The 26,346-nt window shown below is 72.7% G+C and carries 22 protein-coding genes; 9 read left to right on the forward strand and 13 right to left on the reverse strand.

What is annotated here, in order from left to right; all coding sequences use genetic code 11:
• Positions 1 to 136: 136 nt before the first annotated feature.
• Both NE234_RS14450 and NE234_RS14455 read right to left on the reverse strand, forming a co-directional pair.
• Positions 137 to 1,948, reverse strand: a complete 1,812-nt coding sequence (locus tag NE234_RS14450) for an ABC transporter ATP-binding protein (RefSeq protein WP_252779867.1) — start codon at positions 1,946 to 1,948, stop codon at positions 137 to 139.
• Positions 1,945 to 3,720, reverse strand: coding sequence for an ABC transporter ATP-binding protein (locus NE234_RS14455; RefSeq protein WP_252779869.1), 1,776 nt, complete (start codon positions 3,718 to 3,720; stop codon positions 1,945 to 1,947). The genes NE234_RS14450 and NE234_RS14455 overlap by 4 nt, the downstream gene beginning before the upstream one ends.
• Positions 3,721 to 3,933: 213 nt before the next feature.
• Between NE234_RS14455 and NE234_RS14460 the strand changes: the two genes are divergently transcribed.
• On the forward strand, positions 3,934 to 5,211 hold the full coding sequence (locus NE234_RS14460; protein WP_252779883.1) for an FAD-binding protein: 1,278 nt from the start codon (positions 3,934 to 3,936) through the stop codon (positions 5,209 to 5,211).
• 10 nt (positions 5,212 to 5,221) lie between these two features.
• Here NE234_RS14460 and NE234_RS14465 read toward each other — a convergent pair whose 3' ends face one another.
• The 3 genes from NE234_RS14465 to NE234_RS14475 all read right to left on the reverse strand — a co-directional run bounded on the left by NE234_RS14465 (position 5,222) and on the right by NE234_RS14475 (position 8,718).
• Positions 5,222 to 6,103 carry a hypothetical protein gene (locus tag NE234_RS14465; protein ID WP_252779886.1) on the reverse strand — a complete coding sequence of 294 codons (882 nt, stop codon included), beginning with the start codon at positions 6,101 to 6,103 and terminating at the stop codon, positions 5,222 to 5,224.
• 73 nt (positions 6,104 to 6,176) lie between these two features.
• Positions 6,177 to 7,976 (reverse strand): asparagine synthase (glutamine-hydrolyzing), encoded by a 1,800-nt coding sequence (gene asnB, locus NE234_RS14470; RefSeq protein ID WP_252779888.1) that lies wholly within the window; start codon positions 7,974 to 7,976, stop codon positions 6,177 to 6,179.
• Between the two features lie 148 nt (positions 7,977 to 8,124).
• Positions 8,125 to 8,718 (reverse strand): HD domain-containing protein, encoded by a 594-nt coding sequence (locus NE234_RS14475; protein ID WP_252779895.1) that lies wholly within the window; start codon positions 8,716 to 8,718, stop codon positions 8,125 to 8,127.
• Positions 8,719 to 8,859: 141 nt separating this feature from the next.
• Here NE234_RS14475 and NE234_RS14480 point away from each other — a divergent pair, with 141 nt between their 5' ends.
• Positions 8,860 to 9,204 (forward strand): VOC family protein, encoded by a 345-nt coding sequence (locus tag NE234_RS14480; protein ID WP_252779906.1) that lies wholly within the window; start codon positions 8,860 to 8,862, stop codon positions 9,202 to 9,204.
• Positions 9,205 to 9,237: 33 nt separating this feature from the next.
• On the opposite strand, the gene NE234_RS14485 is transcribed toward NE234_RS14480, so the two are convergent.
• From NE234_RS14485 to NE234_RS14510, 6 genes are all read right to left on the reverse strand, one after another.
• Positions 9,238 to 9,867: a DJ-1/PfpI family protein gene (locus tag NE234_RS14485; protein ID WP_252779909.1), complete on the reverse strand. Its 630-nt coding sequence runs from the start codon at positions 9,865 to 9,867 to the stop codon at positions 9,238 to 9,240.
• 11 nt (positions 9,868 to 9,878) lie between these two features.
• Entirely contained in the window at positions 9,879 to 10,823 is a 945-nt protein-coding gene (locus NE234_RS14490) for a GlxA family transcriptional regulator (RefSeq protein WP_406567004.1), read from the reverse strand.
• Between the two features lie 191 nt (positions 10,824 to 11,014).
• Entirely contained in the window at positions 11,015 to 12,448 is a 1,434-nt protein-coding gene (locus tag NE234_RS14495) for a serine hydrolase (RefSeq protein WP_252779923.1), read from the reverse strand.
• Between the two features lie 132 nt (positions 12,449 to 12,580).
• Entirely contained in the window at positions 12,581 to 13,564 is a 984-nt protein-coding gene (locus NE234_RS14500; protein ID WP_252779925.1) for a ribose-phosphate diphosphokinase, read from the reverse strand.
• 45 nt (positions 13,565 to 13,609) lie between these two features.
• The gene (locus NE234_RS14505) at positions 13,610 to 14,269 is read right to left on the reverse strand and encodes a response regulator (RefSeq protein ID WP_252779928.1); all 660 of its coding nucleotides are present in this window, start codon (positions 14,267 to 14,269) and stop codon (positions 13,610 to 13,612) included.
• Positions 14,266 to 15,426 (reverse strand): sensor histidine kinase, encoded by a 1,161-nt coding sequence (locus NE234_RS14510; RefSeq protein WP_252779931.1) that lies wholly within the window; start codon positions 15,424 to 15,426, stop codon positions 14,266 to 14,268. The genes NE234_RS14505 and NE234_RS14510 overlap by 4 nt, the downstream gene beginning before the upstream one ends.
• 141 nt (positions 15,427 to 15,567) lie before the next feature.
• Here NE234_RS14510 and NE234_RS14515 point away from each other — a divergent pair, with 141 nt between their 5' ends.
• From NE234_RS14515 to NE234_RS14525, 3 genes are all read left to right on the forward strand, one after another.
• Positions 15,568 to 16,443 carry an ATP-binding cassette domain-containing protein gene (locus NE234_RS14515; RefSeq protein WP_252779934.1) on the forward strand — a complete coding sequence of 292 codons (876 nt, stop codon included), beginning with the start codon at positions 15,568 to 15,570 and terminating at the stop codon, positions 16,441 to 16,443.
• Positions 16,440 to 17,435 (forward strand): ABC transporter permease, encoded by a 996-nt coding sequence (locus tag NE234_RS14520; RefSeq protein WP_252779936.1) that lies wholly within the window; start codon positions 16,440 to 16,442, stop codon positions 17,433 to 17,435. Before NE234_RS14515 ends, NE234_RS14520 begins: the two co-directional genes overlap by 4 nt.
• Before the next feature lie 121 nt (positions 17,436 to 17,556).
• A complete protein-coding gene (locus NE234_RS14525) occupies positions 17,557 to 18,015 on the forward strand; it encodes a GNAT family N-acetyltransferase (protein ID WP_252779938.1) in 459 nt (152 codons plus the stop codon).
• On the opposite strand, the gene NE234_RS14530 is transcribed toward NE234_RS14525, so the two are convergent.
• Together NE234_RS14530 and NE234_RS14535 are read right to left on the reverse strand one after the other, a co-directional pair.
• Positions 18,008 to 18,856, reverse strand: coding sequence for an ABC transporter permease (locus NE234_RS14530; protein WP_252779940.1), 849 nt, complete (start codon positions 18,854 to 18,856; stop codon positions 18,008 to 18,010). The genes NE234_RS14525 and NE234_RS14530 overlap by 8 nt on opposite strands.
• 53 nt (positions 18,857 to 18,909) lie before the next feature.
• Positions 18,910 to 21,510, reverse strand: coding sequence for an alpha/beta fold hydrolase (locus NE234_RS14535; RefSeq protein ID WP_252779943.1), 2,601 nt, complete (start codon positions 21,508 to 21,510; stop codon positions 18,910 to 18,912).
• An 82-nt stretch (positions 21,511 to 21,592) separates the two neighbouring features.
• Between NE234_RS14535 and NE234_RS14540 the strand changes: the two genes are divergently transcribed.
• The 4 genes from NE234_RS14540 to NE234_RS14555 all read left to right on the forward strand — a co-directional run bounded on the left by NE234_RS14540 (position 21,593) and on the right by NE234_RS14555 (position 26,341).
• Complete coding sequence (locus tag NE234_RS14540) at positions 21,593 to 23,473, forward strand: hypothetical protein (RefSeq protein WP_252779945.1); 1,881 nt, start codon at positions 21,593 to 21,595, stop codon at positions 23,471 to 23,473.
• A gap of 45 nt (positions 23,474 to 23,518) precedes the next feature.
• On the forward strand, positions 23,519 to 24,193 hold the full coding sequence (locus tag NE234_RS14545; protein ID WP_252779947.1) for a response regulator transcription factor: 675 nt from the start codon (positions 23,519 to 23,521) through the stop codon (positions 24,191 to 24,193).
• Complete coding sequence (locus tag NE234_RS14550; protein ID WP_252779949.1) at positions 24,190 to 25,650, forward strand: sensor histidine kinase; 1,461 nt, start codon at positions 24,190 to 24,192, stop codon at positions 25,648 to 25,650. Before NE234_RS14545 ends, NE234_RS14550 begins: the two co-directional genes overlap by 4 nt.
• A gap of 130 nt (positions 25,651 to 25,780) precedes the next feature.
• Entirely contained in the window at positions 25,781 to 26,341 is a 561-nt protein-coding gene (locus tag NE234_RS14555) for a GerMN domain-containing protein (RefSeq protein WP_252779951.1), read from the forward strand.
• Positions 26,342 to 26,346 lie beyond the last annotated feature (5 nt).

Raw genomic sequence — 26,346 nt, forward strand, 5'->3', positions numbered from 1 at the left:
AGTCGAAGGCGCGATGCCCTGGTGACCTGCGTTCGAGCGAATATGGCAGGACTAGCGCAAATAGCCGACTCATTATCGACCTGTCAATACCACTAAGGTGGAAGTCGATTAGGAGCCACCGGTCCGCCTCTCCGGGTCATTGGACGGTGGTGTCCGCCTGCTCCTCGGCCTCGGCGAGGAGTTCGCCGGTCCACAGGCGGCGCATCTCCGCGCAGTCCTCCAGGAGCTCGCCGAGCCGGCCCTGACCGACGACGCGTCCCCGGTCGAGCACCACGACCCGGTCGGCTCGTTCGAGGGCCGCCCGGCGGTGCGACACGACCAGCAGCGTCGCCGGTCCGCGTCCGTCGCGCGCGGCGTCGGCGATCCGCTCCCACAGCAGCCGCTCGGTCTCCACGTCCAGCGCGGAGGACAGGTCGTCGACGACGAGCAGGTCCGGGGCCCGTACGAGCGCCCGCGCGGCCGTGGCCCGCTGCACCTGCCCACCGGACAGCCGTACGCCGCGGGGGCCGACGACCGTCTCCAGGCCGTCCGGCATGGCCGCCACGTCCGCGTCGAAGGCCGCGAGTTCGATCGCGGTGGCGAGCCGTTCGCCGTCCGCGCCGAGCAGGAGGTTCTCCCGGAGGGAGTCGGAGAACAACCGGGGGATCTGGCTCGCGTACGCCACCCGGCCGGGGACCAGGTACGTCCCCGGGTCGTCGACGGGCCGGCCGTTCCAGGAGACCGTCCCCGCGTCCAGGGGCACGAGCCCCAGCAGCGCCCGTACGAGAGTCGTCTTGCCGGCTCCGACGGCTCCGGTGATCACGGTGAACGACCCGCGCTCGATCCGCAGGTCGACGGCGTCCAGCCCGCGGCCGCCCCCGTACCGCACGGTCAGGCCCCGGCCCTCGACGACCTCCAGGGGATCGGGGTGCGGCGGCGCCTGGACCGGCGGCGGATCCCGGCGGAACCAGACGCCGCTCACCCGCGCCAGGTCGTGGACGTCCTCGTGCGGGGCCATGAGCCGGCCGAGGCGTTCGGCCGCGACCGCGGCCTGCGGCAGCCGGTACAGGAACGTGCCGAGGGAGCGGGGCAGCGCGGTCAGCCAGCCGAGGTAGCCGGTGAAGAGCGCCAGGTCGCCGACCGTGAAGCTCCCGTGGTGCATGGCGGGGGCGGCGATGAGCAGGACGATGCCCATGCCGATCTCGACGGTCGCGCTCGTCACCGTGTCCAGCAGGTCGGTCGCGAGCCGGTCCCGTACGGCGGCGTTCCGGCGCCGGCGGTTGTGCGCGCGCAGCCGCGCCAGCACCGCGTCCTCGGCCCCGGCCGTCTTGATCGCGAGGATGCCCGCGAACGCGTCGCCGACGTGCGCCGTCACCACCGCGCCGAGCCGCCGGGCGCGCCGGTGCAGCCGCCGGATGGCCGTGCCGAGCAGCCGGCTCAGCACGCCCACCGCGATCATGGGCAGGACGAGGGCGAGCGTGATGGCGGGGTCGACCGTCGCCATGATCACCAGCGCGGTGACGCCGAACAGCACGGTGCCGGTCAGGTCCACCAGGTCGTCGGTGACCTGGACGAGGTCGCTCACGTCGTCGCGGAGCCGCGCCAGCGCCTCACCCGACGAGTACGGCAGCCGGGCCGCGGCGGCGCCCCGGGCGGTGAGGACCGAGCGCAGGACGTTGACGCGCAGCGTCGTCGCCGCGGCCTCCCACCAGTAGACGCCGTACGCCCAGGCGGTCACCAGGTTCAGGCCACGCACCACCTCCAGCCCGACGAACGCGGCGCAGAGCCACAGCGCCCCCGGCAGGCCGGCGGCCCGATCCCCGCTCAGCCGGTCGAACACCTCCTTCAGCAGCAGACCGCCGCCGATGGGGAACAGGTACGTCGGCAGCCACAGCAGGGCGCCGAGCACGTACCGGCCCAGCCCGGACGAGCGGGCCAGACCGGCCATCACGGTCGGCACGGGCCTCATCGCGCCACCCCCGCCGCGCTCAGCAGCCGCGCGAACCGGCTCCCGCGATCGGCCGCCAGCGCGTCCCGGCGGCCGTACTCGACGATCCGGCCGCCGTCGACGACCGCGACCACGTCCACCCGCGCGAGCGAGGACAGCCGGTGGGCGATCAGCACGCCGGTACGGTCGGCGAGGAGCCGGTCCACGACCTCCTCCACACACCGCTCGGTCGCCGGATCCAGTCGGCTGGACGCCTCGTCCAGCACCACCAGCCCCGGATCGGCGAGCAGCGTACGGGCGAACGCCAGCAGCTGCGCCTCACCGGCCGAGACGCCGACCGCGTCGCCGCCCAGCCCGGTGTCGAGACCGTCGGGCAGCCCGGCCAGCCATTCACCCAGGCCGACCTCGTTCAGGATCTCCCGCAGCCGCCGGTCGTCGGCCAGACCCGGCCGGAACAACGTCAGGTTGTCCCGCACGCTCGCGGTGAAAAGCTGCACGTCCTGCGTGACGACGCCGATCCGCCGCCGTACCGACTCCGGGTCGGCGTCCCGCAGATCCAGCCCGCCGACCCGTACGACGCCCTCGGTCGGGTCGTACAGGCGCAGAATGAGCCGGGCGATGGTGGTCTTGCCACTGCCCGTACGGCCGACCAGGCCGAGCGTCTCGCCCGGCGCCAGCGCCAGGTCGACGCCGGACAGCACCGGCACGCCGTCGTCGGCGTACGCGAACCCGACCCCGTCGAGCCGCAGGCCGAGCGGGCCCGAGGCCGGCAGCGGCCGGGGATCGGCGGGCTCCGGCAGCGTACGGCGTTCGGCCAGGAGGTCACGGACGCGGGCGACGCCCGCCAGCGCCGCCTGGTACTCCCGCAACTGGTCGATCAGCCGTTCGAACGGCGTCCGGACCATCTGCGTGTACTGGAACAGCAGCACGGCGGTGCCGACGGTCAGCGTTCCGGACCCGCGGGCCCACGCGGCCACCGCGAGGACCAGCGCCGTACCCGTCGCGAACGCCACCGACGTGCCCGCGAGCAGGCCGCTGCCGACGCGCTCGGACCGGAACTCCGCGCGGTACTTCCGGCCGCTCGCCCGGTGGACGCGGTCGACCGCGTGCTCGCCGGCGCCGTTCGCGCGGAGGTCCTCCAGGCCGGCCAGGCGCTCCTCGATGTCACCGAACAGCGCGGCGTATTCCGCGCGGGAACGAGCGGCCGACGGCACGGCCAGCCGCTGCGCCCGTGCCATCGCGAACCCGATCAGCACGCAGTACGCGAGCAGCAGCGCGCCGATGAGCGGCTCGACGGTCAGCATGACGACGAGCACGCCCGCCAGGAGCAGGACGCCCGCCACGACGTCGAGCAGGAAGGCGACGACGAACTCGGCGATCGCGACGACGTCGCCGTCGACCCGTTCGATCAGCTCGCCGGGGGTACGCCGCCCGTGGAAGCCCATATCGAGACCGAGCGCGTGCTGGGCCAGCCGCTCCCGCAGGCGGTTGGTGCCGTCCCAGGCCAGGCGGCTCGCCAGCCAGGCGGTGAGGGTACGGGCGCCCTGCCCGGCGACGGCCAGGGTCAGGTAGCCGACGGCGACGAACACCAGGTGGCGGGTGCTCGCGCCGCCGATGGCGTCGTCGACGAAACGCCGGGTGAGCTGAGGTGCGGCGAGCGGGAGCGCGGTCGCCGCCGCGATCGCGGCGGCCAGGGCCGCGGTCGCGCGAGGGCCTGGGCGAAGGCAGCCCAGGACGGAGGTCGAGGTGGTCTTACCGGCGTCTGCCCGCGCCGGTCGGTTCGATGGTCGCACGTGGCGTCGTGTCCTTCGCGTAGGCGGCGAATACCTGCTGGGCGGACACGTACGCAGTACGCATGACCATCTCCTCGGTCGGCTGCTCGTACGCCGGGAGTACAACAGAGGGCGGCCACGGCGGCAACGCATTTTCCGGCAGGGAATATCGTGCGAGGTGGGCAGATCGACCGCGCAGGGCGGCCGACGAGGGCGAAAGGTGCGTGGGGGCCGGTGGCCGGTGCGGTACGGAACTGGGCGGGCAACATCGGCTTCCGGGCCGAGGAGGTCCGCTACCCGACCTCTCTCGCCGAGGTACGCGGCCTGGTGACACGCGGCTCGAAGGTGCGCGTGCTGGGCAGCGGCCACTCCTTCAACGACATCGCCGACACGCCGGACACCCTGATCTCGCTGGCGAAGCTCCCCTCCGCCGTGGAGATCGACGGCACCGCCGGCACGGTGAAGGTCGGCGCGAGCGTGCGGTACGCCGAGCTGAGCCGCGAGCTGCACGACAAGGGGTACGCCCTGCACAACCTGGCGTCCCTGCCGCACATCTCCGTCGCCGGCTCGATCGCGACGGCGACGCACGGATCGGGGGAGAGGAACGGCAACCTCGCCACGGCGGTGTCCGGGCTGGAGCTGGTCACGGCCGCCGGTGACCTGGTCGCGCTGGCCCGCGACCGGGACGGTGACCGGTTCGCCGGGGCCGTCGTCGGGCTCGGCGCCCTCGGCGTCGTCGTGAGCGTGACGCTGGACATCGCGCCGACGTTCGACGTGCGGCAGCGGGTGTACGAGGGGCTGCCGCTGGAGGTCCTGGACGAGCGCTTCTCCGCGGTGGTGTCCGGCGCGTACAGCGTGAGCCTGTTCACCACGTGGCGCGAGGCGCGGATCGACCAGGTGTGGGTGAAGGACCGCGTCGACGCGGCGGGCGTGGACCCGATGCCGGAGGAGTGGTTCGGCGCCCGGGCCGCCGACGGGCCCCGGCACCCGGTGCCCGCCATGTCTCCCGTCGCCTGCACCGAGCAGGGCGGTGTGCCCGGCCCGTGGTACGACCGGCTGCCACATTTCCGGCCCGACTTCGCGCCGAGCAGCAGCGGCGACGAGCTGCAGTCGGAGTTCCTCCTGGACCGAACCCGCGCCGTCGAGGCGCTGCACGCCCTGAACGAGGTCCGCGACCGGATCGCCCCCGTCCTGCAGATCTGCGAGATCCGGACCGTCGCGGCGGACGACCTGTGGATGAGCACGTCCTACGGGCGGGACACGGTGGCCCTGCACTTCACCTGGGTCAAGGACGCCGACGCGGTGCGCCCCGTGCTCGACCTGCTCGAGGAGCGCCTGGCGCCCTTCGACGCCCGGCCGCACTGGGGCAAGCTGTTCACCACCCCCGCCGACGCGCTGCGCTCGCGGTACCCGCGCCTAGCGGACTTCCACGCCCTGGCCCGCGACTACGACCCGAACGGCGTCTTCACCAACGACTTCCTCGCCCGCCACCTCTTCGCCGAGCTCGGCTGACCCGCGTCGTTCAGTCGAAGAGCGCGTCGACCGTGCGGACGATGACGGAGCGCTTGACCCAGGCCTCGATCTGGGCGACGTCGGTGCAGGCGGTGATGCGTTCGCGCGCCTCGTCCGGGACCATGACGCCGCGCGCCTCGAGCACCTGGAGGAGGGTGCTCACCCTGCCTTTGACTTCGCCTTTGACCTCTCCTTCGGCCTCGCCTTCGGCGTAGGTCCTGCGGAACGCCTCGCTTTTGTAGGGAGATGTGTCGCTTCGCACGAATGCCTCCAGTTCGGCGGCGGGTGTCTCCGGCAGAGCCGCGAGCACGATGTCAATGTACAGTTTCGCGCGGTCTCCGTCCTCCATCCTGGCCAGGGCGGAGAGCAGGGCGTGGAACATTCTCGCCCGGTCGTAGGCGGCGCCGTGGGTCATGGTCGACAGGACGGCCAGCTCCGGCGCGCGGACGGCCTCCGCGGCGTCGGTGACGACCGGGACCGCCTCCGGCTTGAGCACCAGAGGAGTCAGGGTCCAGCCCGGATGGCCGAGCCCGATCGGCTCGGCGCACCAGTCGCCGACGGCGGCGTCCGTGCAGATCACCAGCAGGATCGCCGGGCAGCGGGTCCGCGCGCGCAGGCCCGCGAGGTAGACCGGCCAGCTCCACCGCTTGCCCTGGTCGCGCCCGAGCTGGATCTCCACGACCACGGCCAGCACCGGGGAGTCCGCCTCGAAGACGACGACGGCGTCCGCGCGGAACTCCGCCGGATTCCACTCGGTGAGATCGTCGGATTCGACCCGGACGGCTTTATAGCCTGGGATGTCGACTTTTAACGCATTATGGAGGATTTCCGCCGCCAGGGCCGGGCGGTTCTTGAAGAGCAAGGCGAGCGATTCATGACTCAGTGATGGCATGGCCGGGACTTTAAACCGGCCATGCCGTCGACCGCGAATTGATCAATCGTCAATTGCGACAAATAGTGAATAGTTAGACGTGTTCGGGGCGATAGGCCGTCAGCCAGTCGTTCAGGCCGACGATGCGCTCCATCGCGGTCCGGTTCTCCTGGAGGCTGGCCCGGCCGATCGGGCGGCGCAGGGCGGCGCGCGCGGCCTTCACGTCGAGATAGGGCCGTACGGGGGCGTTCGGGTCGGCGAGGATGCCGGACAGGCGGTCGCGTACGGACCGTTCGTAGCTGGGGTTCTGGGTGGCCGGATACGGGCTCTTCCGCCGCCGTACGACCGATGCGGGAAGGAGGTCGGCGACGGCGCCGCGCAGGAGGCTCTTCTCCCGGCCGTCGTAGGTCTTGTACGCCCACGGCGTGTTGAAGACGTACTCGACGAGCCGGTGGTCGCAGAACGGCACGCGGACCTCCAGGCCGACCGCCATGCTCAGCCGGTCCTTGCGGTCAAGGAGGAAACGGACCATCCGGGTGAGGTGGAGGTGGCAGATCTCCCGCATGCGGCGTTCGAGGCCATCCTCGCCGGGCAGGCGGGGCACCTCGTCGATCGCCTGGCGGTACCGCTCGGCGACGTACGCGTCCGTGCGCCGGTCGAGGTCGCGGTCCACGAGGTCCGTCACCCGGCCCAGGCCGTGGAGCCAGGGGAAGGTGTCGGCGGCGACCGCGGCCGGATCGTGGAACCAGCGGTACCCGCCGAAGACCTCGTCGGCGGACTCGCCCGACAACGCGACCGTGGAGTGCCGCCGGATCTCGGCGAACAGCAGGTACAGCGAGGTGTCCATGTCACCGATGCCGGGCAGGTCCCTGGCGCGCATGACCTGCTCGACGGCCTCGGGGGAGGACAGGCTCTCACCGCTCAGAACGACGTCGGTGTGGTGGGACCCGACGTGCTTGGCGACGTCATGGACGTACGGCGTGTCGGACGTGTCCCGCATGGCGTCCGGCACGAACCCGCCGCCCTCATCGGTGAAGTCGACCGCGAAGGTGCGCACGGTGCCGAGCCCCATCGCCCGGTCGGCCAGCGCGGTGAGGGCGCTGGAGTCCAGCCCGCCCGACAGCATCGTGCACAGCGGGACGTCCGAGATGAGCTGCCGCTCGACGATGTCCTCCAGGAGCTCGCGGACGCGCCGGACGGTCCGGGGGATGCCGTCGGTGTGCTCCCGTGCGGTCAGCGCCCAGTAGCGCCGGTCGGTGACCCCCTCGCGCGAGACCCGCACGACGTGCCCGGGCTCGACCTCGTACATGCCGTCGAAGACGGCGTGGCCCGGCGTCTTCGCGGTGGTGAGCAGCTCGAACAGGCCCTCGTCGCGGAGGCGCGGGGTGAACAGCGGGTTGGCGAGGATGGCCTTGGGCTCGGAGCCGAACAGCACCCCGTGGCGCGTCGGCGCGTAGTACAGCGGCTTGATGCCCATCCGGTCCCGTACGAGGAGGAGCTCCTCGGTCCGCCGGTCCCACAGCGCGAACGCGTACATCCCGTTCAGGTGCTCGACGAGGTCGGAGCCCCAGTGCAGGTACGCCCGCAGGACGACCTCGGTGTCGCTCCGGGTGCGGAACCGGTGCCCGTGGAACTCCAGCACCTTGCGCAGCTCGCGGAAGTTGTACGTCTCGCCGCTGTAGACCAGGGTCACGGGCCCCTCGCTCATCGGCTGCCCGCCGCCCCGCGGGTCGATCACGGCGAGGCGCCGGTGCCCCAGCGCGACGTGGGAGTCGATCCACAGCCCTTCGGCATCGGGGCCCCGGAGCGCCATCGTGCGCGTCATCGCGAGGGCGGTGTCGCGTTCGAGCGTGAGGTCGCGGTCGTAGTCCACCCAGCCGGCCATGCCGCACATGCAAGAGCCTCCTCAGTCGGCTGTACTATGCACGTGACTGACGCTAACTCTGTTTGTCAGAAACATCCAAGTAACGAACCTCACGGCACACGGGCCTGGACATCGGGGCCGGGCCGTGTACCCCTCGGCTCGGCGACCGGGGTACCTCTCAGCCGGCGACCGGGCCGTTCTCGCCGTTCACCACGCCGTGGAGCCAGTCGAGCGATCCGGTGGCGAGCGCCTCATCCGCCAGCTTCTTCCCGGACGGCGTCTGCAGCGCGGCCAGCGAACTGTCGATCCACGGCTGGATGGTGTGGTGCCCCTGGTCGCGGTACTCGATGGCCTGTAGCAGGCACTCGAGCTTGTCGGCGTCCCGAGCGCAGCGGGCCTCCAGGCTGGCCCGCTGCTCGTACTCCGCGACCGACCCGGAGATCAGCTCCGCCACCGGGGCGGGCAGCCCGCGCACCTGATTCGCGGTGACCTGCTCGTTGGGCGTACGGGCGACGTACCGCTGGGCGAGGTACGGCAGGTCGGTCAGCCGGGTCTCCTGACTGTCGTGGAAGAGGCTGAGCAGGACGGCCCGCTCCGGACTCGCGCCCTCCAGGGCGGCCAGGACGCCGGCCAGCACCGCCGCCCGGAAGGAATGGTCCGCGATGCTCTCGGGCGCGGCGACCCCCGCGACGAGCCAGCCGCTCCGCTTGTAGCGCTTGAGCAATCCCATCTCGTAGACGAACTCCGTCAAGCGCGCGAGCTCCTCCGGCATGCCTGCCCCCTCAGTCTCGGCCGCCCGGGTATCTCACGGTAGACGACTTTCCCCAGATCAGACGGTAAGCGGAGGCCAGATCTCGACCCGGCTCCCGCCGGGCCGGGGAGTGCGATCCGGACCGGCGGGTAGCGTTCCGGCATGATCGGACGATTGAACGAACTCGTCATCGACTGCGCCGACCCGCCGAAGCTGGCCCGCTTCTGGACGGCGGTGGTCGGCGGCGAGGCCGTCGACCGCGATCCCGACTGGTCCTACGTCGACCCTCCCGGCGGGCCGATGCGCCTGGCGTTCCAGATGGTTCCCGAGAGCAAGGAGGTCAAGAACCGCCTCCACCTCGACGTCGAGGTCGCGGACATCGACGCCGCCCGCGACCGCCTCTGCGCCGAGGGCGCCACCGCCGTCGAGGACACGCGCACCGACTCCCACGGCCGGTTCCAGGTCATGCGCGACCCGGAGGGCAACGAGTTCTGCCTGGTGACCTGACAGCGCTGTCCGGCGCCGCCGGGCAGCGCTGGGTCATCCGGCCGCCAGGTGGGCGGTGACGAAGTCCAGGACCTCGGGCGAGGCCTTCGGGAGTGAGCCGCTGTCGAAGGGCGGCCGCGGGTCGTACTCGGTCCAGAGCTGGATCGCCTGTGCGGCGACGTCGCCGCCCAGACGGGCGGCCAAGGTCAGCGCCATGTCGATGCCGGCGGAGACGCCCGCCGCCGTGACGATCTTCCCGGTCGTCACGACGCGCTCGGGGACGTACGTCGCGCCGGTCGCCTCGAGTTCCTTCCGCACGCACCAGTGCGTCGTCGCCCGCAGGCCGTCGAGCAGCCCGGCGGCGCCGAGGATCAGCGAGCCGGAGCACACCGAGGTCGTCCACCGCGTCGTGGGATGCACGCGCCGGACCCAGTCGACGTACCGCTGATCGCCGAGCACGACGTCGCGGGTGCCCGGACCGCCCGGCACGAGGAGGACGTCGCACCGGTCCAGGTCGTCGAACGCCGCGTCGGCCAGTACGGTGAGCGCCCCGTCCGAACCGACGGGGCCGCGTTCGGCCGCCGCGAATACCGCCGTCACGCCCGGCAGGCGTGACAGCACCTCGTACGGCCCGACGGCGTCGAGCGGGGTGAACCCTTCGTACAGCGCGAACACGATCCGCACGGGAATGCTCCTCATCGGGATGCCACGGACGCGTGGCCGCGGAACCGGCGGCGGTAGTCGCCGGGAGTGACGGACACGGTCCTCCGGAAACTGCGGTGCATGGTCTCGGGCGTGCCGAAGCCGCAATCGCGGGCGATGACGTCGAGCGGGCGGGTGGTGGTCTCCAGCAGCCGGCGGGCTGCCTCGACCCGCACCGACTCGACGTACGACCCCGGAGTCACGCCGACGTCGTCGCGGAACACGCGGGCGAAATGACGCGTGCTGAGCCCCGTACGGGCGGCCAGCGCCTCGACGGACAGGTCCGCGGTCAGGTGGTCGGCGATCCACCGCTGCAGCTCCCGCACGGCGGGCCGGTCCGGCCGCTGCGCGGCCAGCTGGGCGCTGAACTGGGCCTGCCCGCCCGGCCGCTGTACGAACACGACCAACTGCCGGGCGATCGCCCGGGCGGTCGCGGCGCCGAGGTCGTCCTCGACCATCGCGAGCGCCAGGTCGATCCCCGCGGTCACGCCCGCGGAGGTCCAGACCGGATCGTCCCGTACGAAGATCGGGTCCGGATCGACCTCGACCGATGGGAACCGCTCGGCCAGCAGGCGGCAGGCGGACCAGTGCGTGGTGGCCCGCCGGCCGTCGAGCAGCCCGGCCCGCGCCAGCAGGAACGCCCCGCTGCACACCGAGCCGACACGGCGGGCGCGGCGCGCGGCGGCCGAGATCCACGCGATGGTCGGCTCGTCCCGGGCGGCCTCCGCGGTTCCGGGTCCGCCGACCACGATGAGGGTGTCGACGGGGTCGTCGTGGAAGGCGCGGTGCGGGAGGACCGCCAGGCCGCTGGACGCCTCGACCGGCGTACGTTCGGCGGCGACCACCTCGGTGGTGTAGGCGTCGCCGGCCAGGGCGAAGACCTCCAGGGGGCCGGTGAGGTCCAGCGACTGGAATCCGGAGTGGACGAGGAACGTGATCCGCACGCCCTCAGCGTCGCCGCCCCGGCCGAGTGTCCGCAATGACGCGGATATGACGATTGCGGCCATCTGTCGGTCCGCGGACCGGCAGATGCCCGTCGGTGCGCGGACCCCAGGAGATGAGTCCTACATCGCCGGATCAGCAGAAGGGGCCGGGATTCCCCGGCCCCTTCACCCCGTGCCCGCCTGGGTCAGCGCGCGGCCTCGTAGGCGTCCATCGTGCGTCCGAGCAGCGCGAACTTCTCGGTCCGGTTGACCGACGGCTGAACGTCCTGACGGTTCGGGTCGATGTACCGGTAGCCGAGGTTGCTGAACGCGGCGATGATGTAGTGCCGGTTCGGCTTGCCGGGCAGCGACGTGACGATGCCCGCGTCGCTCACCGCGTTCTCCGACAGCCCCGTCTTGTGGGCGAACGTCACCTGGGCGGCGTCCTGGCAGGGCTGCACGGGGTACTGGTACTTGCCATCGGTCGGGTCGTCGTTGACCGTCACGGTTCCGTCAGGGCCGATCCACCGTTGCGAGATCCGCTGCGGCATGCCCGCCGTCGGGTAGGTGTAGCCGCAGTAGTTCGTCGTCGACAGGACGTTGTTCCAGCCCTGGTCGCCGAGCTCCTTCAGGAAGAACTCCCGGGAGGACGTGCTCAGGACGTCGCTGGTGACCGCCTTGCCGTTCGGGGCGGTCCATGCCGTGCCCGACACTCCGTTGATGAGCGCCAGCAGCTTGGCGGTGTCCAGCGAGGACATGTTGATGCCGGAGGTCCAGTTTCCGCCGTTGGCGGGGTTGGTGTTCTTCAGCTGCAGCGTCTCCAGGCCGATGTCCTGGAAGGTCTGGTTGAGACCGTCGATCGCGCCCTTGTCGTTCAACAGCTTGATCATCGCGCACGCCGAGCCGTTGTCGGAGACGGTGATCATGCGGTCGAAGTAGTTCCGGACGGTGTCGGTCGTGGCGGCGCCGCACAGGTCGGAGGCCTGCGTCGGCTGGTAGGAGTACGTGTCGTCCAGCGTGATGACGCCCTCGTCCACGAGCTGGAGGACGCCGAAGCCGACCAGCAGCTTGAGGGTCGACGCCGGGTAGGGCGACATGAAGTCGATGGGGGCGTTCTCGCGGCCCGGGACGACGTCGGTGTCGCCCTGCCCGTTATTGGTGTTCCAGAGGTTGGTGTCCCAGTGCCGGTAGCGCACCGCGGTGGTGTGGAAGTTCCGGTCGACCGGGACGATGACGCCGTTTTTGTACGTCGGGCTCGTCACGACGGTGCCCGAGGAGACGGGTCGGCCGTTGCCGTCGAGCTCGAGGACGGTCACGTCGACGTTCGGCTGCTGGTGGATCTGTGTCGCGGCCGCGATGGCCGCCGCCTTCAGCTTGGGCGCCCGATCCCGTCCCGCGAGCTTCTTCTCCGGGTCGACGTCGACCGAGGCGGACTTCTTCGCCTGGGTGGCCGTGGGGGGTTCGGTGTCCAGGACCTCGCCGAACCTCAAACCCGCGATGGTCCTTTGAAGCTGCCGTGCGACGGCGCTGGTGTCGGTCTCGGCGGCATGCGCCGGCGGTACGACGGCGGCCAGCAGCACGGCCGCCCCGCTCAGGGCGACCCAGCCACGACCGCGCGCGCGACTTCCGTTCAAGATCATTCTGACAAAGTAGTCTTACGGCACTGGACTGCGCAGGTTTTCGGGCGAGTCGGAACTCCGCCGGGCGGCGGTCGCGGGAAGTGCTCGATCCACGGCTGAATCGCGGGACCGCCCCGAGGACGGCCGCCAAAGTCAGAAGTCGAACAGGACGCTGATGCTCTCGCGGCGGTGGATGCGGGCGATCGCCTCGGCGAACAGCGGCGCGACCGAGACCTTCTGCACCTTCGGCGACAGGCGTACCGGCTGGTTCTCCACCGTGTCGGTCACGTAGAGCCGCGAGATCGGGCTGGAGTCCAGGCGCTCCATCGACTTGCCGGTGAACACCCCGTGCGTCACGGCCGCGCGCACGCTCCGCGCACCGTGCTCCATCACGGACTCCGCGACCTCGGTGAGCGTGCCGGCGGTGATCGTGAAGTCGTCGACGATCACCGCGTCCCGGCCGCGTACGTCGCCGATCAGGTCGACGACCCGCGCGGTCTCGGTGTGGTCGACGCGCTCCTTGTCGGCGATGGCGAGCGGCGCGCCGAGGCGCCTGGCGTACTTCCGTGCCTGCTTGGCGAACCCCGCGTCCGGCGACACGACGACGAGGTTCCCCGAGTCGCCGATGGCCTCGGCGAGCAGCGGGAGGGCGTACAGGTCGTCGACCGGCCGCGTGAAGAACCCCTGGATCTGCGGGGCGTGCAGGTCCATCGTGACGACCCGGTCGGCCCCGGCGACCTCGATCGACTGCGCGCAGACCCGGGCTCGGATCGACACCCGCGGCTCGTCCTTCTTGTCGGCCTTCGCGTAGCTGAAGTAGGGCATCAGCACGGTCACCGACGCGGCGCTGGCCCGCTTGAACGCGTCGATCCAGAACAGCAGCTCGACGAAGTTGTCATTGGCGGGGAACACCGTGGACTGCACCAGGTGGACGTGCCGGCCCCGGACGTTCTGGTTGACCTTCACGAACAGGTTGCCGTCGGAGAACCGGATGACCTCCCCGCGCCCCGGCTTCACGCCCAGGTGATCACAGATCGCCGCGGTGAGCCGCGGACTGCCCGATCCGCCGAACACCAGCAACTCTTCGAACTCCGAACCGGTCACCCGCATCGCCTCCCGCGCGTCCGCCTCGATCATGCCCGGAAGAGGCCTGTTCGTCACTATCGATCTGCCGTGCGCCGGTCACCGGCCGGACGGATGCGCGAGCCCGTTCTCCCAGGCCCAGGCGGCGATCTGGACCCGGTTACGGACACCGAGCTTCGCCTGGACGCTGGCCAGGTGGCTCTTGACCGTGCTCACCGAGATGAAGAGCTCCGCGCCGATCTCCTGGTTCGTACGGCCCCGGGCGATGGCCCGGATGACCTCGGTCTCCCGTACGGACAGCGGCACCGCCGGAGGCGCGGCGGGAGTCCGGGCGGGCGCGAGGTGCCGGAGCAGTCGTACGGTGACCGACGGGGAGATCAGGGCGTCGCCGCTGCCCGCGGCGCGTACGGCCTCGACGAGCAGGGCCGGGCCGGCGTCCTTGAGGATGAAGCCGACGGCGCCCGCGCGCAGCGCCCCGTAGACGTACTCGTCGAGGTCGAACGTGGTCACGATGACGACCCGGAGCGGGTCGGGAACGTCCGGACCGGCCAGGAGACGCGTGACCTCGATACCGTCGAGGCCCGGCATCCGGATGTCGACCAGGCACACGTCCGGCCGCAGCCGGCGCGCCAGGGCGACGGCCTCGGCCCCGTCGGCGGCCTCGGCGACGACGGTGATGTCCGGCTGGTCCTCCAGGATGAGGCGGAGCCCGCCCCGGACCATCGCCTGGTCGTCGGCGATCAGCACCCGGGTGCTCATGAGCGGCTCGGCACGGGCAGGCTGGCGCGCACCGACCAGCCGGCCCACGGCCGCGGACCGGCGACGAGGGTTCCGCCGAGAGCCTCGACGCGTTCGCGCATTCCGACGAGGCCGTACCCGCCCGAGTGGGGGAACCTCGGCGAACCGGCGGGGGAGGCGTCGTCGGTGACCTCGACGGTGATGTCGCGCCGGTCGTGGGTGAGGGCCACGATGACCTCCCCGGCGCCGGAGGCGTAGCGCGTGATGTTGGTGAGCGATTCCTGGACGACCCGGTAGACGGTCGCGGTCACCTCCGGCGGCCACGCGGGGTCCGGCGGCCCGTCGGGCAGGTCGAGGCGTACGGCCGGGCCGCGCCGGGCGAAACGCTCGACCAGGTCGGTCAGCGCCTCGGGCCCGGGGGCCGGTCCGCCGGGATCGTCGGCCTCCCGGAGCAGGCCGATCACCTGGCGCATGGACGCGAGCGCCTCGGTGGCGGCGGCCTCGATGCCCGCGAGCGCGTCGTCGAGGCCGGCGGCGCTCCGGCGGGCGGCGATGCGGGCGCCCTGCGCCTGGAGCACGACGCCGGTGATGTGGTGGGCCGCCGAATCGTGCAGCTCCCGGGCCAGTTCGAGGCGCTCGTCCCGCCGTACGGCGTCGATGGCGGCCTCCCGGCGGGCGTCGAGGCGGCGCAGCACCAGCCCGGCTCCCACGATGGCGACCCATCCCTGCGCCATGATCCAGGTCGCGGAGTAGGAGACCGGGGCGCCGGTGGCCAGGAAGTGGGAGTAGCGCTCGAGACTGCCGGCCACCACGACCGCCCCGCCGGCCGCGACGGCCGCCGCCGTGCGGACCGGCAGCACCCTCACCGCCGAGGCGATGAGCACCCCCAGGGCGAGGATCGCGGCACCGGACGGCTCGCCGGACAGGCCCCAGCGCCAGGCGGCCGCTTCGGCGACCCCGGCGACGGCGAGACCGACCGCCGCGGCCCACGTACGCGAGCGCTCCCGCACCAGGGCGGCGGCCGACACCACAGCCCCGGCGGCGAGCGTGAGGGCCCAGTCGTCGTGCCGGTCCCTCAGAAGGTGGATCTCATAGCCCAGCGCCGCCGCGAACACGATGCCGAGCACGGCGTTCACGGCCGCCCCGGGGCGCGCCATCAGGCGATCCAGAAGACCCATGACGCTCAGGCTAGAGATCCGCCGCCACCGGCGGATCAGCCGAAAGTACGACCGGCCTGGCCGGAACCGTCCTTCCGGCCGGTACCCGCGCGGAGCCCGGGCCCGCACAGTGAACCGCATGCCTTTCACGGAGAGACGCTCATGAGCGCGGTGCTGCGGGCTCGGGGACTCGGCAAGAGATACCGGAGGCGCTGGGCGCTGGCGGACTGCACCCTCGACATCCCGGCCGGGCGGGTCGTCGGCCTGGTCGGCCCGAACGGGGCCGGCAAGTCGACGCTGCTGGGCCTGGCCGCCGGCCTCCTGACGCCGACGACGGGCACCATCCAGGTGTGCGGCGAACGCCCCGGCGCCGACCCGGCACAGCTCGCCAAGGTCGGCTTCGTCGCCCAGGACACGCCGACCTACGCCCGGCTGACCGTCGCGGAGCACCTCACGCTCGGCTCCCGGCTGATCCCGGGCTGGGACATGCGGCTGGCGACCGAGCGGGTGCGGCGGCTCGGCCTGCCCCCCGATCAGCGGGCGGGGAGCCTGTCCGGCGGCCAGCGCGCCCAGCTCGCACTCACTCTCGCACTCGCCAAGCGCCCCCGGCTGCTGATCCTCGACGAGCCGGTCGCCGCCCTCGACCCGCTCGCCCGCAACGAGTTCCTCCGGGAACTGAGCGACGCCGTCGCCGGCCGGGAGATCAGTGTGGTGCTCTCCTCGCACCTGGTCTCCGACGTCGAACGGGTCTGCGACCACCTCATCGTGCTCGTCGGCTCCCGCGTCCAGGTCGCCGGCGACGTCCGCGAGCTGCTGGCCGCGCACCACCTGATCGGCGCGCCGCGCCTCGACCCGGCCGCCCTCCCCCCGGGCGTGCACGCCGTCTCGGCCGACCACGCCGACCGGCGGACCACCCTGCTCGTCCGCGCCGACGTCCCGGTCGACGGCCACGGCTGGGCGGTGACCCCGGTCGGGCTGGAAGACCTCGTCCTGGCGTACATGAGCCGGTCCACCCCGGTCCTGGAGGAAAAGCGATGATCTGGCTCACCTGGCGGCAGCTCCGTACGCAGGCGGCCGTGGTGTTCGGCGCCGTCGCCGTCCTCGCCGCCCTCCTCCTGGCCACCGGCCCGCGGATCGCCCACCTGTACCACGCCCACGGCAGGGCGTTCCTCGACGAACTGGGCCGCACCGAGAGCAGCCTCTATCTCATCGGTACCTTCGCCGTGCTCTTCGCGCCCGCCCTCATCGGCACGTTCTGGGGCGCCCCGCTGGTCACCCGGGAGCTGGACGCCGGGACGCACCGGCTGGCCTGGACCCTGACCACCCGCACCCGATGGCTGCTCGTCAAGCTCGGGGTCGTCGGCCTGGTCGCGATCGCCGCCACCGGGCTGCTCAGCCTCGTGGTGACCTGGTGGAACGGCCCGATCGACGCGGCCATCGCCCGCAACAGCGGCGCTCCCGGCCACGGCGTGTTCCTGTTGCCGCGCCTGCACGCCCTGGTCTTCGACACGCGCGGTGTCGTCCCCATCGGCTATGCCGCGTTCGCCTTCGTCCTCGGCGTCACCATCGGCGTCGTCATCCGGCGGACCCTGCCCGCGATGGCCCTCCTCCTCGCCCTCTTCACCGTCGTCCAGGCCACGATGGCCCTGGAAGTCCGGTCGCACCTGCTGCCTCCGGACCACGTCACCACCACGATCACCTCGGCGAACCTGATGCTCATCGACATCACCGGGAACCTCACGGTGCGGATCGACGAGCCCGGCGCCTGGATCGTCTCCCAGCACACCGTCAACGCCGCCGGTCATGCGGTCTCCCCGCCGTCCTGGGTGGGGAAGTGCCCGCTGGAGGCAGGGCAGGCGTCTCAGACCTGCTTCGACAGGCTCACCGCCCTCGGCTACCGGCAGCGGGTCGCCTACCACCCCGCCGGCCGTTTCTGGACCTTCCAGTGGGAGGAGACGGCGATCTACCTGGTCGCCGCGCTCAGCCTGGCCGGATTCTGCGTCCGATGGATCCGCCGGCGCGTGTCCTGACCGGCCCTCTGCCGACCGGCGCCCTCCCGAAGCCCGGCCCCGCCCGCCGGCAGGACACGACTTTGTTCTCCTGAAGTCCTCCGGGGTGTGAAACTCTCGGTCGGGTGAGGAGGGACCATCGATGGACGTCCTGATCAGAGAAGCCTCGGCCGTCGACGCCCCGGTGATAGCCGAGCTGGTGACGCAGCTCGGCTATCCGTCGACCGTGGAGCAGACCGCCGATCGGATCGCGCGGTGGGGGGAGGATCCGCTCAGCCGTGTCGTCGTCGCGACGCTCGACGATCGCGTGGTCGGGGTCCTCGCCTTCCACGCCATTCCCTTCTTCGAGCGCGACGGCCGGCGCGGCAGAGTGGTGTCCCTGGTGGTGGACGAGGAGGCTCGGGGGCATGGGGTGGGAGCCCGGCTGATGAGCTTCATCGAGGCGGAGGCGCGCCGTCTCGGCTGCGAGGACCTCGAGCTCACCAGCTCCCGGTACCGCACCGGCGCGCACGCCTTCTACAAGCACCTGGGCTTCGAGGACGCCTGCCACCGCTCCGCCCGATTCGTCCGCCCCCTGAGCACCCCCGGAGATGTCAGCTGACGATGTCCTTGGAGCGGAAGCGGCGGACGGCCAGGGCGAGAAAGACGATGGCGTACGAGGCGGACAGGGCCGTGCCCTTGATCATGCCGGTCCACTCCAGGTGCGGCTGGAGGGCGTCGGTCCAGGCGAACGTCCAGTGCGTCGGCAGGAACTCCCGCCAGTGGCCGAGCGCCGTCACCGCGTCGATGATGTTGCTGAGGATGACGAGGCCGACCGCGCCCCCGACCGCGCCGAGCGGCGAGTCGGTGGTGACGGACAGCAGGAACGCCAGGGCGGCGACGACCAGCTCGGATGCCAGGATGTAGGCGACGATGATCAGCAGCCGGGTGAGGGCCGTGCCGTTCGGCAGCGCGACGTCGCCGCCCGGCACTCGCAGACGGGCCCAGCCGAAGACGTAGATCCCGGTGATCATCGCCATGGCGGGCAGGCTGACCACGGCCAGCGCAGCATACGCGAGGGCGACGATCAGCTTCTGGCGCAGCAGCCGGACGCGCGGCACCGGGGCGGCGAGCAGGTAGCGCAGGGACGCCCAGCCCGCCTCGCTCGCGACCGTGTCGCCGCAGAACAGCGCCACCGCCACGACGAGCAGGAAGCCCGCGGATGCGAACAGCGTGAACGCCGTGAAGTTCAGCGCGCCCGCGGTCGCCACCGTGACGAGGCCAGGGGTGTTCGCGGCGTCCCCCGAGGGCGAGCCGCCGATCTTGAAGGCGGCGGCGAGCACCCAGGGCAGGGCCAGCAGGACCAGGAACGCGATCCAGGTGCGCCGCCGGCGCAGCTGGCGTACGGCCTCGACGCGCAGCGGCAGCGTCCGGCGCCGCCGGTACGCGGGATCCTCGGCCACGCGCCCACCTCGGCCGTCGAGCGCCTCCCGTGTCACCGAGCCTCCCCGATCCGTCACGAGCCGTCTCCGATCAGCGCGAGGAAGGCGTCCTCCAGGCGGCGGTGCGGCGTCACCCGGTCCACCGGAACACCGCCCGCGACCAGGGCGGCGACCACGGCCGCCGGGCCCGAGCCGTTCAGGCGCACGAGGACGCCCGGGGCGTACGGCTCCGCGCCCTCGACGCCTTCCAGCGCGGTCAGCACGCTCATCGCGCGGTCGACCTCCGGGGTGCCGATCAGGATCGAGCCGTCGTGGCCGGCGATCTCGGCGACGGGACCGGCGGCGACGAGCGTGCCCCGGTGCATGACGACGACGTCGGTGCAGGTCTGCTCGACCTCGGCGAGCAGGTGGCTGGAGATGATGACGGTCCGGCCCGCGGCGGCGTACCGCACGAGGACCTCGCGCATCTCGGCGATCTGCGGCGGGTCGAGGCCGTTGGTCGGCTCGTCGAGGACGAGCAGGTCGGGCAGGCCGAGCATGGCCTGGGCGATGGCGAGCCGCTGCCGCATCCCCTGCGAGTAGGTGCGCACCGGCCGGCGGATCGCGTCCCCCAGCCCGGCGATCTCCAGGGCCTCGTCGAGGTACGCCTCGCCGCGTCCGGCGGCCTTCCAGTACAGCTCCAGGTTGTCGCGGCCGGACAGGTGCGGCAGGAAGCCGGGGCCCTCGACGAACGAGCCGAGCCGGGACAGCACCGGGGCGCCGGGTCGTACGGGCTCGCCGAAGATGCGGATGTGCCCGGCGTCGGGGTGGATCAGGCCCATGAGCATGCGCAGCGTGGTGGTCTTGCCGGCGCCGTTCGGGCCGAGCAGGCCGCAGACCTGTCCGCGTTCGACGCGGAAGGACAGGTCGTCCACTGCCAGGTGGCCGTTCTTGTACCGCTTGGTGAGCCCGCTGATCTCCAGCGGCACCTCGGGGTCGCCGGGGCCCGCGCCACTACGTCGCCGCCCGCGCCCCGTCGCCACGAGGACGACGGCCGCCGCCACCGCGATCGCCGGGAGGCCCCACACCCACCAGGGCAGCGGGGCGGAGGGCGTGCGCAGCGCCGGGTCGACGGGGACGGTCAGCGGGGAGTCCACGGACACGCGGTACGAGGCGGCACGGGTCGGGGAGGCGAATCCCATGTCCGTCGTGCTGAACACGACCCGGACGCGATGCCCCGCGTCGAAGCGGTGGTCGAGGGCGGGCAGGGCGACGTCCACCGTGCCGTCGGCGTTGAAGGGGGCGGCCAGTCGGCGGGCCGGCTCGGCCTGGCCGTCCGGCCCGACGTCGTACACCTTGGCGAACAGCGTCGCCCGCCCGCCGGCGACGTGGACGCGGACGTGCGCGGACCCGGTGAGCGTCACCGGCGCGTCCAGGGGCTCGGTCTCGAACACCGCCGACTGGCCGGGCATGTCGAACTGGGCGCCCCCGGCGCCGAGCCCGCCGGCCGCGTTCAGCGCGCCGAGCCCGGGCAGCGTGGAGATGGACGCGGGTGACCCGCCCGGGGGGTTCTGGATCGTCTGTTCCTGGCCGCCCAGCGGGAGCGTGCGGCGGGACGCGCCGGACAGGCCCGGATATCGGGGCGCGGTGGCGGCGGTGACCACGACGCGCTGGGTGGAGGAGTCGATGCCGCCGCTCCGCGTGACGGTGAACCCGCTCTCCGCCGCCGTGCGGTCGCCCTTGAGATACCGGTCGAACCAGCCCGTGACCAGGCCGCGGACCCGCGTGGTCTCGGGGTCGCCGCCGTCGTGCCCGCCCTGGAACCACACGACCTTCACCGGCGCGCCGGCGACCGCCCGCGCGTTGCCGTCGGCCTGGTCGAGGGGGAACAGCGAGTCCGACTGGCCCTGGACGAGGAGGGTCGGGACGTGGATCCGGCCGGCGACGGAGGAGGCGCTGGACCGGCGCAGCGTCGCGACCGCCTCGGGCGTGGGCCGCCCGGTCTCCGCGACCTTCTGGTACATCGCGCACAGCGACGGCAGGAACCGTCCACACCCTGTGGACGACGCGCCCGCGGTGAAGAAGATGCCGGCCCAGACCTTCTTGAACACGCCGTTCGCGGCGCCCTTGCCGGTGGCGTCGGGGAAGAGCGAGTCGGCCAGGTCGTACCAGGTGATCTGCGGCGCGATGGCGTCGACGCGGCGGTCGTATGCGGCGGCCAGCAGGGCGATCGCGCCGCCGTAGGACTGCCCGGCGACGCCGACGCGCGGGTCGCCGGGTCCGTCGAGCCGCACCTCGGGGCGGCGGGCCAGCCAGTCGATCAGCTGCCGGACGTCCTTCACGTCGTAGTCGGGGGAGTCCAGGGTGATCTCGCCGTCCGAGCGGCCGAACCCGCGCGCGGACCAGGTGAGCACGGCGTACCCGTGCCGGGCCAGCCGCTCGGCCTCGCCGCGGGTGTCGTCCTTGCTGCCGCCGAACCCGTGCGCGAGCAGCACCGCGGGGGCGCGCCCGTGGCCGGCGGGCGCGAAGAACGTCGTGTCGAGGCCGACGCGCCGGTCGTCGTGCGGCCCGTCGACCACCTGGATGCGCTGCTCCGACGTCCGTACGTGCGGCGGCGCCGGCCGTGCCGCCCAGGTCACGCCGCCCGCCAGCACGGCCGCCGCGCCGACGACCGCCGCCCACCGACCCCGCCTCATGGCGTAGACCCTACGCGGCGTGTAACAGAACACGGACATCGTACGGACAGGGCCATGACACTGGTTAGCGATCTTGGTCCGCATGTCGTCTCCGAGCACTCTCGCCATCCGGACCCCGGTACGGCCGCGCCCACCGGCGGCACGCCGGCGGCGCCGGCCCTCCTGGCCGCTGCTCGTCCTGGCCGGCTGGCTGGCCCAGGTCGGCATCCGGTTCGCGCTGACCGGCGGTCAGGGCGTCCCGGTCGCGTTCCCCGACGAGAGCGGGTACCTCCTCGCGGCACGGTGGCTGACCGGCGGGCCGGGCGGCGACCTGTCGGGCAGCACCTTTTATCAGGGCGGATACCCGCTGCTGATCAGCCCCGCGTTCTGGCTCAGCCACGACCCGCAGACCTGCTACCGGATCGTGCTGGGGATCAACGCCCTCGTCGGCGCGGCGATCTTCCCGCTCGGCGTCGTCGCGCTGCGCCGGATGCGGCTGGCCCGCCCGCAGGCGTACGCGCTCGCGTTCGGGGCCGCGCTGCTGCCCGCCGCGACGGTCTTCGGCGGTTTCGCGCTCACCGACGCGGTCCTGCCGACCCTGCTCCTCGGCTGGCTGCTCGCGCTGCACTCGTTCCTGCGCGCCTGGTCCCGTGGGCGGAACACCTCCGGGGACGCCCGGCGTGCGTACGCGCGGCGGACCGTGGCGGCCGGCTCGCTGGCGGGCCTGGCCGCGGCGTACGCCTACACGACGCACGCCCGCGGTTCGGTCGTCCTGGCCGTCCACGTCCTCACCCTGGCCGCCGTCCTGGGGCGCGACCTGGTGCGGAGAGGGACGCCACGCGCCGCCGTCCCGGGAGGACCGGGGAGGCCGCGCGCCATCGTCCTGGCGGAGGGCCCGGGAGAGCGAGGGAGGCCGCGCGCCGCCGTCCGGCCGATCCTGATTCCGATGGCCGTCGTCCTTCTCGCGGCCGGTGGCGGATGGGCGCTGAACGGCGCGGTACGGTCCGCGCTGTACCCCCACGGTGTCCGCGACCTCGGCGGCCTGCTGTCCACGCGGCTCACCACGGTCACGGGCCTGGAGTGGGCCGTGTGCGGCGCGGCGGGCCAGATCTGGTACCTCATCGTCGCCACCTGGGGGCTCGCGGGGATCGGCCTCGTCGCCACAGCCCGTACGCTCTGGCGGCCCTGGAGCGCCCCGGCCGACCGGATCCTGTCCGGGGTGCTGCTGGCCGCGACCGCCGGCACCGCCCTGGCGTCCTCGGCGGCGCTGCCGGACGAACACCGGGTCGGCAACTACTTCTACGGCCGCTACCTCGCCTGTCTCGCCGTCGCGCACGCGCTGTGCGGCCTCGTGGTGCTGATCCGGCGGCGGCACGCCGTCGCCGGGTACGCCTGCGCGGCGGGGGTCGTGCTCGTCGGGGCCGGGCTGTCCGCCGCGGTGTTCGCCGGGGAACGGCTCACCCACTACACGTTCATCGCCTTCGACTTCCCCGAGACCTGCTTCCTGACGGGGGACTGGACGTCGTTCCGGCTCGGAGCGGCCTCGCTCGCCGCGTTCGGGCTGCTGAGCGCGCTCGTCGTGCTGGCCTTCCTGCCGCGCCCGGCGTGGACGATCGCCGCCGGGCTCACGGCGTTCAACCTCGTCGCGGCCCTCGTCATCGCCAAGCCCTGGCTCCCGGCGCGCGAGCCGATCTTCCGTCCCGGTGCGCCGTACGGGGGAGTGGCCGTCGACGCGGGCCTGACGTGGCGGGTCTGGGTGCGGCAGACCTACCAGGTCTGGTGGACGCGGGTCGGCTTCTTCCACTCCGCGAACGAGGCGCCACCCGCCGGGACCTGCATGGTCATCGTGCCGGTTCCGGGCCGTACGGCGCCCGGCGCGTCGTGGCCGCGGCACCCGGACGGCTGGCGGGTCGCGTACTCCGGCGTATCGCCCGCGCCCTGGGCGGCGTGGAAAAGTTCGCGATGTTCCAAGACTGTGACATGATCATTTTGTTCTGACCATTGCGCCGACTGTCCTGATAATGGGCGCGTGGCGACAATCTTGCTCGTGGAGGACGACCCGTCGGCCCGTGCCGGACTCGAGTTCGCGCTGACCCGGCTCGGACACTCCGTCACCGCGCGCGAGACCGGCGAACTCGGTCTCGAGCAGGTGCGCACGCGGCGCCCGGAGATCGTCATCCTCGACGTCATGCTGCCGGGCATCGACGGCGTCGAGGTCTGCCGCCGGATCCGCGCGGAGGACTCCCTGCCCGTCATCCTGCTCACCGCCCGCAGCGACGACATCGACGTCGTCGTCGGCCTGGAGGCCGGGGCCGACGACTACGTCGTCAAGCCGGTCGAGCCGCGCGTCCTGGACGCGCGGCTGCGGGCGGTCCTGCGCCGCGTCGAGCGCGCGCCAGGGGACCGTTCCACCCACGGTGATCTGGTCATCGACCGCGGGACGATGAAGGTGCGGCGGGCCGGTCAGGACGTCCACCTCACCGCCACCGAGCTCCGGCTCCTGCTCGAACTGTCCCGGCACCCCGGCCAGGTGCTGACCCGGCAGCAGCTGCTGGCCTCCGTGTGGGAGCACGACTTCCTCGGCGACTCGCGGCTCGTGGACGCCACCGTGCAGCGCGTCCGGTCGAAGATCGAGGACGTGCCGTCCCGGCCGAAGTACATCGAGACCGTACGCGGCTTCGGCTACCGCTTCGTCGCCTCGTGATCGGGCTGCGCGGCCGGCTCGTCGCGGCGTTCGCCGCCGTGGCGCTGCTGGCCTCGGCGGTCACCGCGGGGATCGCGTACTGGCTCGTACGGCGGGCGTTGCTGGAACGGGTGCAGAACGCGGTCGTCAACGACGTCCGCAACGTCCTCGCCCAGACGGTCCCCACGCGGCTGCCCGAGACGACGCTGACCTCCGACCTGCTCCAGCCCATCAGCAGGGCCCTCGCCCGTCAGCCCGGCCGCCAGTCGTGGGTGCTGGGCGACGAGCCCGGGGGATGGGCCACCAGCGGGGCGCACTTCACCGGCCTGCGCATCCCGCCCAAGCTCCTCGCCGCCGTCCGCGGGCCCGGCCCGCACAACCGGTTCGCCCGGCCGTTGCGCGGGCAGCAGATCTACTTCCAGCGGATCTCCTCGCGCGGCGTGCCGTACCTGGTCGTCGGCACGCCGGTCTACCTGCCGGCCACCGGTGGCCGTTACGCCAGCCCCATCGAGGCGTACGTCATCGTGAGCCTCCAGCGCGAACGGGACGACCTCGACCGGATGGCCCGCTCGGTCGCGGCCGGGAGCGGTGCCGCCGTCGTCGTCGCGCTGCTGCTGGCCCTGCTCGCCGCGCGCAGCGTGCTGCGACCGGTCCGCCGGCTCGCCGCGGCCGCGCAGGGCCTGGGCGCCGGCGACCTGCAGCGGCGGGTCGACGCGCGCGGCAGGGACGAGCTCGCCCGCCTCGCCCGGATCTTCAACTCCAGCGCCGAGGCCCTGGAGGCCAGCGTCACCGAGCTCCGGGAGATGGAGCGGTCGGCCCGCCGGTTCGTGGCCGACGTGTCCCACGAGCTGCGCACGCCGCTGACCGCGATGACCGCCGTCACGGACGCACTGGAGGAGGAGGCCACCGGAAGCGCCGCCACGGCCGCCGGCCTGGTGGCCGAGGAGACGCGCCGCCTGCGCACCCTGATCGGTCACCTGCTGGAGATCAGCAGGTTCGACGCCGGGGCGGCGGCGCTCGTCCTGGACGACGTGGACCTGACGGAGCTGGTCGTGCAGAGCCTGCGGCTGCGCGACTGGAGCGAGGAGGTCGAGACCGACCTCGTCCCCGACCTGCGCGCCCGCGTCGACCCCCGGCGCTTCGACATGATCCTGGCGAACCTGGTCGGCAACGCCCTCAAGCACGGCGAACGCCCCGTCACCGTGCGGCTGCGGCGCTCGTACGTGCCGGACGGACCCGGCATCCGGCTGCGCGTGTCCGACAGCGGGCCCGGCATCCCCGAGGAGGCGCGCAGGCACGTGTTCGAACGGTTCTGGAAGGCCGACGCCGCGCGGACCCGCAGTGAGGGCAGCGGCCTCGGGCTCGCCATCGCCCGCGCCAACGCCGAACTGCACGGCGGCGAGCTGACCCTGCTCGACACCGACACCGGCACGACGTTCGAGCTGTGGCTGCCCAACCCGCCCGTGGAGCGCCCGTGACGGCCCGTCGCGGGTGCGCCCGACCGCCGGTGGAGCGCGTGTGACGGCCCGTCGCGGGTTCGCCCGGCCCGCCGGGGAAACGCGGGTGAGGGCCCGTCGCGGGTGCGCCCGAGCCGCCGGGGGAGCGCGCGTGACGGCCCGTCTCGGGTTCCGCGTCGTCCTCGCGGTGGCCGCCGCGCTCCTCGGCGCGGCCTGCGGGGTACGTCCCACCGGCGTCATCGGGGCCGGTGAGCCCGCCCTGGCGCAGCAGGCCGTCCCGCAGACGACCGTCTACCTCGTCCGGAACGGCCGGCTGGTGCCGGAGCGCCGCGTGGCCTTTCCCGGCGCTCCACAGGCGGCGGTGTACGCCCTGTGGCTGAGCGGGCCGACCCAGGACGAGATCGCGGCGGGCATCTGGAGCCCGCTCGCGAAACTCCCCCTGTACGAGATCACGGTCGACGACGGGATCATGACGGTCCACTACGACCGGGACGGAATGATGACCCGTCTGGTCATGGCGCAGATCGTCTGCTCCGGCACCGCACAGCCGGATGTCCGCCGGGTGCGGGCGGCCGGCTGGGCGCGAGTGGTCGGCCAGGAGGCCGCGCCCGGCCCGCCCCCGTTCGACCTCCGCCACCCGCCGTACGGCTGGACGGTCGTCGTCGGCCACCAGAAGAAGTGCTCGGACTACGCCGACCTGATGGCTCCCTGACCGGT

This window comes from Actinoallomurus rhizosphaericola, from assembly GCF_024055675.1.
Lineage (GTDB): Bacteria > Actinomycetota > Actinomycetes > Streptosporangiales > Streptosporangiaceae > Actinoallomurus > Actinoallomurus soli.